At 64.8% G+C, this 13,179-nt stretch carries 11 protein-coding genes and 1 CRISPR repeat array; of the genes, 9 read left to right on the plus strand and 2 right to left on the minus strand.

Annotation, left to right across the window (positions count from 1 at the left end; translation table 11 throughout):
• Positions 1-49: 49 nt before the first annotated feature.
• Positions 50-970 carry a branched-chain amino acid transaminase gene (locus NCT32_RS02420; protein ID WP_086960938.1) on the minus strand — a complete coding sequence of 307 codons (921 nt, stop codon included), beginning with the start codon at positions 968-970 and terminating at the stop codon, positions 50-52.
• A 349-nt stretch (positions 971-1,319) separates the two neighbouring features.
• Between NCT32_RS02420 and NCT32_RS02425 the strand changes: the two genes are divergently transcribed.
• The 9 genes from NCT32_RS02425 (at position 1,320) to NCT32_RS02465 (ending at position 11,031) form a co-directional block, all read left to right on the plus strand.
• Complete coding sequence (locus NCT32_RS02425) at positions 1,320-2,090, plus strand: AzlC family ABC transporter permease (RefSeq protein ID WP_061117875.1); 771 nt, start codon at positions 1,320-1,322, stop codon at positions 2,088-2,090.
• A complete protein-coding gene (locus NCT32_RS02430; RefSeq protein WP_061117701.1) occupies positions 2,087-2,410 on the plus strand; it encodes an AzlD domain-containing protein in 324 nt (107 codons plus the stop codon). The genes NCT32_RS02425 and NCT32_RS02430 overlap by 4 nt, the downstream gene beginning before the upstream one ends.
• Positions 2,411-2,818: 408 nt before the next feature.
• Positions 2,819-4,009, plus strand: coding sequence for a phosphoglycerate kinase (locus NCT32_RS02435; protein WP_061117700.1), 1,191 nt, complete (start codon positions 2,819-2,821; stop codon positions 4,007-4,009).
• A gap of 4 nt (positions 4,010-4,013) precedes the next feature.
• Entirely contained in the window at positions 4,014-5,816 is a 1,803-nt protein-coding gene (pyk, locus tag NCT32_RS02440; RefSeq protein ID WP_409219253.1) for a pyruvate kinase, read from the plus strand.
• Between the two features lie 207 nt (positions 5,817-6,023).
• The gene (gene fba / locus NCT32_RS02445; RefSeq protein WP_035497826.1) at positions 6,024-7,088 is read left to right on the plus strand and encodes a class II fructose-bisphosphate aldolase; all 1,065 of its coding nucleotides are present in this window, start codon (positions 6,024-6,026) and stop codon (positions 7,086-7,088) included.
• A 150-nt stretch (positions 7,089-7,238) separates the two neighbouring features.
• Positions 7,239-8,129, plus strand: coding sequence for a phosphoribosylaminoimidazolesuccinocarboxamide synthase (locus tag NCT32_RS02450; RefSeq protein WP_061117873.1), 891 nt, complete (start codon positions 7,239-7,241; stop codon positions 8,127-8,129).
• 60 nt (positions 8,130-8,189) lie between these two features.
• Complete coding sequence (gene purE / locus NCT32_RS02455) at positions 8,190-8,723, plus strand: 5-(carboxyamino)imidazole ribonucleotide mutase (RefSeq protein WP_061117699.1); 534 nt, start codon at positions 8,190-8,192, stop codon at positions 8,721-8,723.
• 67 nt (positions 8,724-8,790) lie between these two features.
• Complete coding sequence (locus NCT32_RS02460; RefSeq protein WP_061117698.1) at positions 8,791-9,978, plus strand: 5-(carboxyamino)imidazole ribonucleotide synthase; 1,188 nt, start codon at positions 8,791-8,793, stop codon at positions 9,976-9,978.
• A gap of 21 nt (positions 9,979-9,999) precedes the next feature.
• Complete coding sequence (locus NCT32_RS02465) at positions 10,000-11,031, plus strand: L-threonylcarbamoyladenylate synthase (RefSeq protein ID WP_061117697.1); 1,032 nt, start codon at positions 10,000-10,002, stop codon at positions 11,029-11,031.
• A 74-nt stretch (positions 11,032-11,105) separates the two neighbouring features.
• Positions 11,106-11,865: a CRISPR direct-repeat array (repeat unit 28 nt; unit sequence GTTTCCTCCGCGTGTGCGGAGATAGACC).
• A gap of 131 nt (positions 11,866-11,996) precedes the next feature.
• Here the strand turns inward: NCT32_RS02465 and NCT32_RS02470 are convergent.
• Positions 11,997-13,103, minus strand: a complete 1,107-nt coding sequence (locus NCT32_RS02470; RefSeq protein WP_061117696.1) for an SGNH/GDSL hydrolase family protein — start codon at positions 13,101-13,103, stop codon at positions 11,997-11,999.
• Positions 13,104-13,179 lie beyond the last annotated feature (76 nt).

Genomic DNA, 13,179 nt, shown 5'->3' on the forward strand with positions numbered 1-13,179 from the left:
ATGTCCTGCTAGCGGCGAGTGTCAGGCTCGCCGCGTCGCATGAGGTCGGTTAAACCTTCGCGAGCCAGCTCGCGTATTTCTCGTTCTTGCCGCCGACGACGTCGAAGAACGCGCTTTGCAGCTTCTCCGTGATCGGACCGCGCTTGCCGGAGCCGATCGTGCGGTTGTCGAGCTCGCGGATCGGCGTGACTTCGGCGGCGGTGCCGGTGAAGAACGCTTCGTCGCAGGTGTACACCTCGTCGCGGGTGATGCGCTTTTCGATCACCGGGATGCCGAAATCGCGCGCGAGCGTGATGACGGTATCGCGCGTGATGCCGTCGAGGCACGAGGCGAGATCGGGCGTGTAGATCTTGCCGTTGTTCACGAGGAAGAAGTTCTCGCCGGAGCCCTCGGACACGTACCCGTCCACGTCGAGCAGCAGGGCTTCGTCGTAGCCGTCGGCGACGGCTTCCTGATTCGCGAGAATCGAGTTCACGTACCAGCCGGATGCCTTCGCGCGGACCATCGACACGTTCACGTGATGGCGCGTGAACGACGACGTCTTCACGCGAATACCCTTCGCGAGTCCGTCTTCACCGAGATACGCGCCCCACGGCCAGGCGGCGATGGCCACGTGAATCGTGTTGCCCTTGGCCGACACGCCGAGCTTTTCCGAGCCGACCCAGATGATCGGGCGGATGTAGCAGCTTTCCAGATTGTTCGCCTTGACGACTTCCAGTTGCGCGGCTTCGAGCGTGGCAGCGTCGAACGGGACCTCCATCTGGAAAATCTTCGCGGAGTTCAGCAGGCGCTTCGTGTGTTCCTTCAGGCGGAAGATCGCCGTGCCCTGCGCGGTCTTGTACGCGCGCACGCCTTCGAAAACGCCCATGCCGTAGTGCAACGTGTGGGTCAGAACGTGGATCTTGGCATCACGCCAGTCGATCAGCTTGCCATCCATCCAGATCTTGCCGTCGCGGTCGGCCATTGACATACGGTTCTCCTAGCTGTCTCGGTTCAAGTGGGTTTCGGCAGGCCGCCCGCGTTCTGAAGGGGCGGCGGCGCCCGGCGCGCTTTCTTGCTCGGATTCCGTAGGGGAAGTCGCGTGTCGAGGGCGCAAAGGCGGCGAAAGACCGTCATTTTAGCGTCTTTTCACGACGAAACCGACCTTGGCACGCCTTTCACGCCGCTATAATTTGCCTTTCGCCGTCCGCTGAAAAACCGCGGGCTGAAACGGCGAAGCTCACCATTCCCGATTTTCCCGGTTTTTCCCGATCCATCGCGCATTCGATCGAGGCCGCGCAATGGCATCACGGGTTGTCTTGTTCGCCTCGCATTTGCTCATGCTCGACCGGCTGTCCGACACGAATCGCCGCGCGTTTTTCGAGGGCGTGCGCACCTTCTCTCCCGCCGTCCTGGCGACGTTCTCCTGGGGCCTCGTGACCGGCGTCGCGATGACGAAGTCCGTACTCACCGTGCCGCAGGCGCTCGGCATGTCGTTCGCGGTGTACGCGGGCTCGTCGCAGCTCGCGGTGCTGCCGCTCTTCGCCGCCAAGCTGCCGCTCTGGACGATTCTCCTGACCGCCGCGATGGTCAACCTGCGCTTCGTCATCTTCAGCGCGGGCCTCGCGCCGCATTTCTCCTACTTGCCGCTCAAGCGGCGTTTGCTGCTCGGCTATTTCAACGGCGACATCATCTATCTGATGTTCTCGAAGCGAAATTTTCCGGTCGGCTGGCAGCCCGGCAAGGAGGCGTTCTTCTGGGGACTGGCGGTGTCGAGCTGGCTGTCCTGGCAGAGTTCGTCGGTGATCGGCATTCTGCTCGCGAGCCTGATTCCGGATAACTGGGGCCTCGAGCTCGCGGGCACGCTCGCGCTGATTCCGCTCATCGTTTCTGCGATCGCCACGCGCTCGACGCTCGCGGCCGTCGCCGTCGCCAGCGTGGTCGCGCTGCTGGCGTTCGATCTGCCGTATCGCTTCGGCTTGCCGCTCGCGGTATTCGCGGCGCTGTTCGCGGGCACGCTCGCGGACGTGATAGCGGAGCGCACCGGCCCTAAGCAGGCCACCGACGAAAAGAAAGCCGACAAACCCGCCGCCACGAGGCCACTCCGATGAGCGCCCTGCATGTCTGGCTCGCGATTGTCGGCATGGGCCTCGTCACCGCGGTGACGCGGGCACTGTTTCTGGCCGGCGGCGAACGCATGGTGCTGCCGCCGCGCGTGCAGCGCGTGCTGCGCTACGCGCCGGCCGCGGCGCTGGCGGGCGTCGTCGTGCCCGACCTGCTGGAGACGTCGGCGGGCATTTCGCTCGCGCTGTCGAATCATGCGCTATGGGCGTCGGCGGCCGGACTCGCGTACTACCTGTGGCGGCGCGGCATGATGGGCACGATCGCCGTCGGCATGCTCGTGTTCACGCTGCTGCGGCTCGCGGCGTGAACGCGCCACGCCCGGGTCGCATGCGTCGGCGCCAAATACGCGTCATCAACGATTGCCCGCTAAAAGCGGACAGGGCGATCGGTTAAAATGATGGTCTTTCCCGAGTGAGCGAGGTCGAAAGTGTCTCCGGCAGTCACCGCGCCAGGATGGTCCAACCCGCTGTCCAACCCGCCGCTCCCGGCTGCGTGCACGCGCCCGAGCGCCGCTCGCGCGCCTCTCCGGATTCATCTGTCCGATCCCTTTCTCCCGCTTCTTGCACGCGCGTTCGGCTTCACCGCGCGCCCTTCGCCTCCAGCCTGATCCGCGCGCGAGCCGTCCTGCCCGGCGGCCCGCGCGCGGCGACTCCACGAACCGGCCGCCCCGACGGCCGTCCCCGCCCGAACCGCTTCTTTACCTACGTTGACTCCCATGACGAAAGTACTGCGTTTCACCGATCTGATCGCCGAAGGCAAAGTCTCCGGCAAGCGTGTGTTCATCCGCGCGGATCTCAACGTGCCGCAAGACGATGACGGCAACATCACCGAAGACACGCGCGTGCGCGCCTCTGTCCCGGCAATCAAGGCCGCCCTCGACGCGGGCGCGGCCGTGATGGTCACGTCCCATCTGGGCCGCCCGACCGAAGGCCAGTTCAAGCCGGAAGACTCGCTGGCCCCGGTCGCGAAGCGTCTGTCGGAGCTGCTCGGCCGCGACGTGCCGCTCGTCGCCGATTGGGTCGACGGCGTCCAGGTGCAGCCGGGCAACGTCGTGCTGCTCGAAAACTGCCGCTGCAACAAGGGCGAGAAGAAGAACGACGACGGCCTCGCGCAGAAAATGGCGAAGCTCTGCGACGTCTACGTGAATGACGCGTTCGGCACCGCGCACCGCGCCGAAGCCACGACGCACGGCATCGCGAAGTACGCGCCGGTGGCATGCGCGGGCCCGCTGCTCGCCGCCGAGCTCGACGCGCTCGGCAAGGCGCTCGGCAACCCGAAGCGACCGCTCGTCGCGATCGTCGCGGGCTCGAAGGTGTCGACCAAGCTCACCATTCTGAAGTCGCTCGCCGAGAAGGTCGATCAACTGATCGTCGGTGGCGGCATCGCGAACACGTTCATGCTGGCGTCGGGCCTCAAGATCGGCAAGTCGCTCGCGGAGGCCGATCTCGTCGACGAAGCGAAGGAAATCATCGAGCAGGCGCGCACGCGCGGCGCATCGGTGCCGATTCCGAGCGACGTCGTGACGGCCAAGGAATTCGCCCCGACCGCGAAGGCGCAGATCAAGCCCGTCGCGGATGTCGCCGACGACGACCTGATCCTCGACATCGGCCCGGATACGGCGAAGGCGCTCGCGGCGCAGCTCGAAACCGCCGGCACGATCGTCTGGAACGGCCCGGTCGGCGTGTTCGAGTTCGACCAGTTCGGCAACGGCACGAAGACGCTCGCGCAGGCGATCGCCAATTCGTCGGCGTTCTCGATCGCGGGCGGCGGCGACACGCTCGCGGCCATCGCGAAGTACAACATCCACGACAAAGTGAGCTACATCTCGACCGGCGGCGGCGCGTTCCTGGAGTTCCTGGAAGGCAAGAAGCTGCCCGCGGTGGAAGTGCTCGAGTCGCGGGCCTGAGGCGTTGGCGGCCCGAGGCAATCCGGCGAAAGCAGGTAAGAAGGGCGCGCAAGCAGCCGGCGGCGCGCAAGACGATGTGACGCAGGACGTGATCGACAGCGGCGCGCCCGATGCCGCCCCTGAAGCAGCGCTGGCGATCGCGCAAGCGGCGCAAACAGATCAGGCAGCATCCGAAGGCGAAGCCGCGGCCGCAGTGCCGCCCCCGCCTCCGGTCATCATTGGCGGCATGCCCGCCCATGCCCTGAAGGAAATCGACAAAGCGACGCCGGCACGAACCGGCGCGCGCGCGCAACCGGTGAGCAACACCTCACTGCAAGCGCAACGTGCTCGCAGCGTAGTTACGGGCGATCCTACTGAGACGAGGAATTCCATGCATCGCGCTACAAAGATTGTTGCCACCATCGGCCCGGCTTCCACTAGCCCGGACATCCTGCTGCAAATGCTGCAGGCGGGTCTCGACGTCGTACGTTTCAACTTTTCGCACGGCACCGCCGACGACCATCGCCAGCGCGCTGAAATCGTCCGCGAGGCGGCGCGTCAGGTGGGCCGCGAAGTCGCGATCATGGCGGACCTGCAAGGCCCGAAGATCCGCGTCGGCAAGTTCGAGAACAACAAGACGATGCTCGTCGCGGGCAACCCGTTCATCCTCGACGCCAACTGCACGCTCGGCAATAACGAGCGCGTCGGCCTCGACTACAAGGATCTGCCGCGCGACCTGCGCGCAGGCGACGTGCTGCTGCTCAACGACGGCCTCATCGTGCTCGACGTGACGCGCGTGATCGGCGAGGAAATTCACACGACGGTCAAAGTCGGCGGCGAGCTCTCGAACAACAAGGGCATCAACCGCCAGGGCGGCGGTCTCACCGCGCCCGCGCTGACCGAGAAGGACATGGAGGACATCAAGACGGCGATGTCGCTCGGCGCGGACTTCGTCGCGGTGTCGTTCCCGAAAAATGCGACGGACATGGAAATGGCGCGTCAACTCGCGAACATCGCGGGCGCGCCGTATGGCATCAAGCCGAAGATGATCGCGAAGATCGAGCGCGCCGAAGCGATTCCGGCATTGCAGGGCATTCTCGACGCATCGGACGGCATCATGGTCGCGCGCGGCGATCTCGCTGTGGAAGTGGGCAACGCGGCGGTGCCGGCGCTGCAAAAGCGCATGATCCGCATGGCGCGCGAGTCGAACAAGCTCGTGATCACCGCCACGCAAATGATGGAATCGATGATCCACGCGCCCGTGCCGACGCGCGCGGAAGTGTCGGACGTCGCGAACGCCGTGCTCGACGGCACCGACGCCGTGATGCTCTCCGCCGAAACGGCAGCCGGCAAGTATCCGGTGACGACCATCGAGACGATGGCGGCCGTGTGTGTCGAGGCGGAGAAGTCGGAAGAGTCGCAGCTCGACCGCGATTTCCTCGACCGCACGTTCACGCGCATCGACCAGTCGATCGCGATGGGCGCGCTCTTCACCGCCTTTCATCTCGGCGCGAAGGCCGTGGTCGCGTTGACCGAATCCGGCTCGACGGCGCTGTGGATGTCGCGTCACTGGACGCACGTGCCGATCTTCGCGCTGACGCCGCGCGTGTCGAGCGAGCGCACGATGTCGCTGTACCGCAACGTGACGCCCCTGCACGTCGACACCAACATGGATCGCGACACCGCGCTGAATCAGGCGCTCGAAGTGGTCGTGTCGAAGGGCTATGCGGCGCGCGGCGACATGGTCGTGCTGACCGTCGGCGAGCCGATGGGTCAGGCGGGCGGCACCAACACGCTCAAGATCGTGCGTGTGGGCGACCACTTCTAAGCATTTTTGAGAAATCTGCGCGGTCAAACGCCGCGCGATTGCCGCAGGTCCGGAGCGCCCGCCGTCCAGCAGCGGCGGGCGCCCAATCAAGCGCGCAAGACGACGCGGAGCAATGCGTCAGTCGAGGCGACGATCAAGCCGAAAACCGCCCGAGAGCGGAATCGAGCGCGCTGCAGAATTCGTTTCACATCATGGAGTCTCACCACAATGCCTCTCGTATCAATGCGTCAACTGCTGGATCACGCAGCCGAACACGGTTACGGCCTCCCGGCATTCAACGTCAACAATCTGGAACAAGTGCAGGCGATCATGTCGGCCGCGAACGAAGTGAACGCGCCCGTCATCATGCAGGCGTCCGCCGGCGCGCGTAAGTACGCGGGCGAAGCGTTCCTGCGCCATCTGATCGAAGCGGCCGTCGAGTCGTATCCGCATATTCCGGTCGTGATGCATCAGGATCACGGCCAGTCGCCGGCCGTGTGCATGGCCGCAATCCGCTCCGGCTTCACGAGCGTGATGATGGACGGTTCGCTCGAAGCCGACGGCAAGACGGTCGCTTCGTACGAATACAACGTCGCGGTGTCGAAGCAGGTCGTGGAGTTTTCGCATTCGATCGGCGTCACCGTCGAAGCCGAGCTGGGCGTGCTCGGTTCGCTCGAAACCATGAAGGGCGACAAGGAAGACGGCCACGGCGCCGAAGGCACGATGACGCGCGAGCAGCTTCTGACCGACGTCGAGCAGGCCGCCGACTTCGTGAAGCAGACGCAGTGCGATGCCCTGGCGATTGCGATCGGCACGTCGCACGGCGCGTACAAGTTTTCGAAGAAGCCGACGGGCGACATTCTCGCCATCGACCGCATCCGGGAAATCCACCAGCGCATTCCGAACACGCACCTGGTGATGCACGGTTCGTCGTCCGTGCCGCAGGAATTGCTGGCCGAGATCCGCGAATTCGGCGGCGACATGAAGGAAACCTACGGCGTGCCGGTCGAAGAGATTCAGGAAGGCATCAAGCACGGCGTGCGCAAGGTGAACATCGATACCGATTTGCGCCTCGCGATCACCGGCGCGATTCGCCGCTATCTGTTCGAAAATCCGTCGAAGTTCGATCCGCGCGACTATTTGAAGCCCGCGCGCGAAGCGGCGAAGGAAATCTGCCGCCAGCGCTACATGCAGTTCGGCTGCGAAGGCATGGCGGGCAAGATCAAGCCGGTTTCGCTCGACAAGATCGCCGAGAAGTACAAGTCGGGCGCCCTCGCGCAGATCGTCAAGTGAGCGCGAAATAAGCCTGATCTGAGCCAGGCGTTATTTGTAAAGTAAAATCAACGGGTTCCGGGTTCGGAGCCCGTTCGCTTTTTTTCTCTCGCCGCGCTGGATGCCGAAGCGCGGCGTTAACCATTTCAGCACCCTTTCCGGTACATGACGATGTCCACGCTATACGAATCCACGATCAGATCGCTGCCGCTGCTCGGCCGCGGCAAGGTCCGCGACAACTACGCAGTCGGTCAGGACAAGCTCCTGATCGTAACGACCGACCGCCTTTCCGCATTCGATGTCGTCATGGGCGAGCCGATTCCGAACAAGGGCCGCGTGCTGAACACGATGGCCGATTTCTGGTTCGAGAAGCTCGGTCATATCGTGCCGAATCACAACACGGGCATCGATCCTTCGACTGTCGTCGCGCCCGACGAGGTCGAGCAGGTGAAGGGCCGCGCGGTCGTCGTGAAGCGCCTCGAGCCGATCCTCGTCGAAGCGGTCGTGCGCGGCTATCTCGCGGGCAGCGGCTGGAAGGACTATCAGGCGACGGGCGCGGTGTGCGGCGTCGAGTTGCCGCCGGGGCTGCAGAATGCGCAGAAGCTGCCCGAGCCGATTTTCACGCCGGCGGCGAAAGCCGAAATGGGTCATCACGACGAAAACATCACCTACGATGAGATGGAGCGCCGCATCGGCACCGAACTGTCGGCGACGATCAAGCGCATCTCCATCCAGTTGTACAAGGAAGCGGCCGAATACGCGGCCACGCGCGGCATCATCATCGCGGATACGAAGTTCGAGTTCGGCCTCGACAACAAGGGTGAGCTGTATCTGATGGACGAAGTCCTGACGGCCGATTCGTCGCGCTTCTGGCCCGCCGATGGCTATCAGGTCGGCACGAATCCGCCGTCCTTCGACAAGCAGTTCGTGCGCGACTGGCTCGAAACGCAGCCGTGGAAAAAAGAGCCGCCCGCGCCGGCGCTGCCGGACGAGGTGATCGCCAAGACGTCGGAAAAGTATCAGGAAGCGTTGCAGCGTCTCACTGGCAAGACGCTGTCTTAAGGTTCGGCACGCGCGCCGCTCACGAAAAGAGCGGCGCGGGCATATCTCTGGGAAATTGGAATGAGCGAAGTGAAGGCCCCGGATCTGGCAAAAGGGCACACACACGAAGCGCCGCTCGTCGGCGTGTTGATGGGTTCCAGCTCCGACTGGGACGTGATGAAGCACGCCGTCGCGATGCTTCAGGAATTCGGCGTGCCGTACGAGGCGAAAGTGGTCTCGGCGCATCGCATGCCGGACGAGATGTTCGCCTACGCGGAAAGCGCGCGTGAGCGCGGCGTGCGTGCGATCATCGCGGGCGCGGGCGGCGCGGCGCATCTGCCGGGCATGCTGGCCGCGAAGACCACCGTGCCGGTGCTCGGCGTGCCGGTGGCGAGCAAATATCTGAAGGGCGTCGATTCGCTGCATTCGATCGTGCAGATGCCCAAGGGCGTGCCGGTCGCGACCTTCGCCATCGGCGAGGCGGGCGCGGCGAACGCGGCGCTGTTCGCCGTATCGATGCTGAGCGTCACCGATGCCGCATACGCCGACGCGCTCGCCGCTTTCCGTGTGAAGCAGAATCAGGCGGCGCGGGACATGGCGCTGCCGCCGCTTTGATGACCCCGCGCGCGGACCGCGCGTCGCGCAATCGCTGATGCCCACAGCCAGCCACCCAAGCCCCACGATGAACCCACACAATTCTCCGATCTCCCCCATCCTGCCGGGCGCATGGCTCGGCATGGTCGGCGGTGGCCAGCTCGGCCGCATGTTCTGCTTCGCCGCGCAATCGATGGGCTATCGCGTCGCCGTCCTCGATCCGGACGAGACGAGCCCCGCGGGCGCTGTCGCGGATCGCCACATCCGCGCCGCCTATGACGACCGCGCGGCGCTCACCGAACTCGGCCGCCTGTGCGCGGCGGTATCGACGGAATTCGAGAACGTGCCTTCCGCGAGCCTCGAATTTCTCGCGTCGTGCACGTTCGTCAGCCCGGCTGCGAGCTGCGTGGCGATCGCGCAGGACCGCGTCGCGGAGAAGCGCTTCATTGCGGCATCGGGCGTGCCGGTCGCGCCGCATGTCGTGATCGAATCGCCGCAGGCGCTCGCCGCGTTGCCCGACGAGAAGATCGCGGCGGTGCTGCCGGGCATTCTCAAGACCGCGCGTCTCGGCTACGACGGCAAGGGGCAGGTCAGCGTGCGCAATGTCGCGGACGTGCGCAACGCGTATGCGTCGCTGTCGGGCGTGCCGTGCGTGCTCGAGAAGCGCATGCCGCTCAAGTACGAAGTGTCCGTGCTGATCGCGCGCGGCGGCGACGGCAAGTCGGCCGTGTTTCCGCTCGCGCAGAACGTGCATGTGAACGGCATTCTCGCGAAGACGGTCGTGCCTGCGCCCGATGCTTCGGCATCGCTTGTCGCGCAGGCGCAGGACGCCGCGCTGACCATTGCCGCGAAGCTCGGTTATGTCGGCGTGCTGTGCGTCGAATTCTTCGTGCTGGAAGATGGCACGCTGATCGCCAACGAAATGGCGCCGCGTCCGCACAATTCCGGCCACTACACGGTCGATGCCTGCGCGACGAGCCAGTTCGAGCAACAGGTCCGCGCGATGACCGGCATGCCGCTCGGCGATACGCGCCAGCATTCGCCCGCCGCGATGCTGAACCTGCTCGGCGATATCTGGTTCGATGGCGACAAGGCGCGAGCGCCCGCATGGACGGAGGTTGCGGCGATGCCGGCCGCGCGGCTGCATCTCTACGGCAAGGAAGAGGCGCGCCGGGGCCGCAAGATGGGCCACATCAATTTCACGGCGGCGACGCTCGAGGAAGCGCGCACGGCGGCGCGTGACTGCGCGCGGATGCTGCATATCCCGCTCGATTGAGACTTACCGAAGCAGCAGGCAATGACCATTCACTTTCCGAGCGCCGCGCAGATCGCTGAAGCCGCGGCTTTGCTCGATGCGGGCGAACTCGTCGCGTTTCCGACCGAGACGGTCTACGGGCTCGGCGGCGACGCCGAGAATCCGGACGCCATCGCGCGTATTTATGCGGCGAAGGGCCGTCCGGCGAATCATCCGGTGATCGTGCATCTCGCGCCCGAAGCCGATCCGGGCTACTGGGTGCGGGAGTTGCCCGCAGATGCGCAGAAGCTCATCGATGCGTTCTGGCCGGGGCCTTTGACGTTGATCCTCAAGCGCGCGGCCCATATTCCGGCGGCGGTCAGCGGCGGCCAGGATTCGGTGGGCGTGCGATGTCCGTCGCATCCGGTGGCGCAGCAACTGTTGTCGGCGTTCCACGCGCGGCGGATCGGCACGGGGAAGCAGGGCGGCGTCGCGGGGCCATCGGCCAACCGGTTTGGTCATGTCAGTCCGACGACCGCGCAGCACGTGCGCGACGAGTTCGGCAGCGCGGTGCACGTGCTCGATGGCGGCGCGGCGGACGTCGGCATCGAATCGACGATTCTGGATTTGTCGCGCGGGTTTCCGGCGCTGCTGCGGCCGGGACATGTGAGTCCGCAGCAGATCGCGGATGTGATCGGTACTGCGCCGAGGTTGCCGGATGGGGCGGATGCCACGGCGCCGCGCGCTTCCGGGACGTTGAAGGCGCATTACGCGCCGCGCACGCCGCTTGCGTTGTTGCCGTTCGCGTCGATCGAGCCGTTGCTCGCGGCTCACGATCGGGTGAGCGGAAGGAAGATCGCGCTGGTCGCGAGGGCGTCAAGCGCGGGGGAATGGGCGCATGCGGCGCATGTGCATTTCGCGGCCGCGCCGGAAAATCCGCAGAGTTACGCGCGCGATTTGTATGGTTTGTTGCGTGCGCTGGATCGGGCGGATGTCGAGCGGATTCTCATCGAGAAACTGCCGGATACGGTCGAGTGGATCGCGGTGAATGATCGGCTTGGGAGGGCGGCGGCGGCGTTCGAGCGGGAGGAGTGAGGGCGCGCGGGGGCCTCATTTGTGAAGATGGGTTGCGGGGATTTCGGTTTTGGATCAAGCGGTTATCATCTAGGGTTTCCTCCGCGTGTGCGGAGATAGACCCGATCCCATCCTCGTCATCGATTCGGACCCGCGGTTTCCTCCGCGTGTGCGGAGATAGACCCTCGCGATGAGCGATGGCTCGGCGATGGATCTAGTTTCCTCCGCGTGTGCGGAGATAGACCGTCCGACCATGACAGCGTGAGCGGCAAGCCGTCGTTTCCTCCGCGTGTGCGGAGATAGACCCATTGCGCGGCGAGTCGCAAGCGTAGAGCACAAGTTTCCTCCGCGTGTGCGGAGATAGACCCATGATCCAGGAAGAGCTGTGCGCAATCCTCGCGTTTCCTCCGCGTGTGCGGAGATAGACACCTGCATCCGCCGCCGCACGATCTGTTCGGCCCGTTTCCTCCGCGTGTGCGGAGATAGACCGTGGATGGCCTGAGCCATGACCGCGACGACTTTGTTTCCTCCGCGTGTGCGGAGATAGACCGTGGTCAGTCAACTGCAATGGACCTCCAAAAAAGTTTCCTCCGCGTGTGCGGAGATAGACCCTGGTCGTAGACGGGATCAAGATAGGATTGGCCGTTTCCTCCGCGTGTGCGGAGATAGACCCTGAGGATCGAGGTACTGGGTCTGAGCTTTGTAGTTTCCTCCGCGTGTGCGGAGATAGACCCCCATATGCCGGATCGATGATGGCGATGGGCGCGTTTCCTCCGCGTGTGCGGAGATAGACCCCCGATAGGCGAACCCATACCCGAGTTCTGCCAGTTTCCTCCGCGTGTGCGGAGATACACCTTTCAGAAGATCGCCTCGGCGGTGGCGTGATGTTTCCTCCGCGCCCGCGCACACCTCTTCCAAGCCTCAAAACAAAACCGCCCGGCGATCTCTCGCCGGGCGGTTTTCCATTCGCAACCGAAAGAACCCGCTTACTTCCCCAACCCCGACTTCGCAATCGCCTGCTCCGCCGCCTGCGCATAGAGCGCGCCCAGATGCGTCGTCGGATGCACGGTGTCTGCGTACATGTACGTCTGGTCCGCGCCCGCGACGGTCAGCGTCTCCGGCGAGCAGAACAGCGAGGTGGCGAACGCTTGCGGATTGGGCTCGCCGAACTTCTGCGCCGCCGCCGCCATCGCCTGCAGGTTACAGGCCGTCCCGGTGTTCGAAACCGCGAATCCAAGCTGCTGATAATTCGCCGTGACATTGGCGAGCACCGGCACGATGTCCAGATAAATCACCTTCGGCATCAGTCCCGACTGCGTAAGCGCTGCCGCAAGCGCCTGATTGAAGCCGAGCGATGCCTGTGTGAGCAACGCGCGATTGGCCGCCGAGCTCATCATGCCCTGCGGCGTGGCGCCGATGTCCGGCACGTTCGACACCAGTACGTGCGTCGCGCCGCTCTGCACGACCTTGCCGATCAGACCGGCGAGGTCGATCGCCGCCTTGCCGATCGCTGCGCTCGCCTGTGCCGGCGTGATCGCGCCGGCCACGGCCCGCTGGAAGTTATAGAGGATGTCGTTGCCGCCGCCGTTCACAATCACGAGCTGGTTCGAATTGAAGCTGCCGTGTGCGCTGAGATAGTTCTGCACCTGCTGAACGATCGGCACCGTGAGCGCGCCCGTGTAATTCGCGGGATCGGTCGACACGTGATTGATCCCGATCGGATTCGTCACGAGCGCGCCACCTTGCGCGTAGCCGAGACCCGCTTGCGTGGCAGGCGGCGTGCCGAAGCCGCCCGTCATCGCCGGCGTGAGCGTATCGCCGTAATACTGCGCGACATTCTGCACCCAGACCTGACCCGGATTCGTCGTGAACCGGCCGCCGCCGAAGTTCGCCGCCGCGACCGGCGAATAGGTGCCGACGTCGGAAAGACTGTCGCCGAACGACACCACCTGCAGTTTCACGCCGCCCGCCGGCGTGGAATTGTTGTCATCGCCGCCGCCACCGCACGCGGCGAGCAGAGCGAAGGCCGCGCTGGCCGTCGCGACTTGGGCAAAGCGCACCAGTGCGGCGCGCGTCGAGCGTTGCTTGTTCATGGACCTCGTCTCCCTTCTTCGGTGTTTTCTAGTTCGATTGCGGCGCCTGACCTTGTTGCGGTCCGCCTGCCGCGTA

The organism is Caballeronia sp. INML2, from assembly GCF_023631365.1.
GTDB lineage: Bacteria > Pseudomonadota > Gammaproteobacteria > Burkholderiales > Burkholderiaceae > Caballeronia > Caballeronia turbans.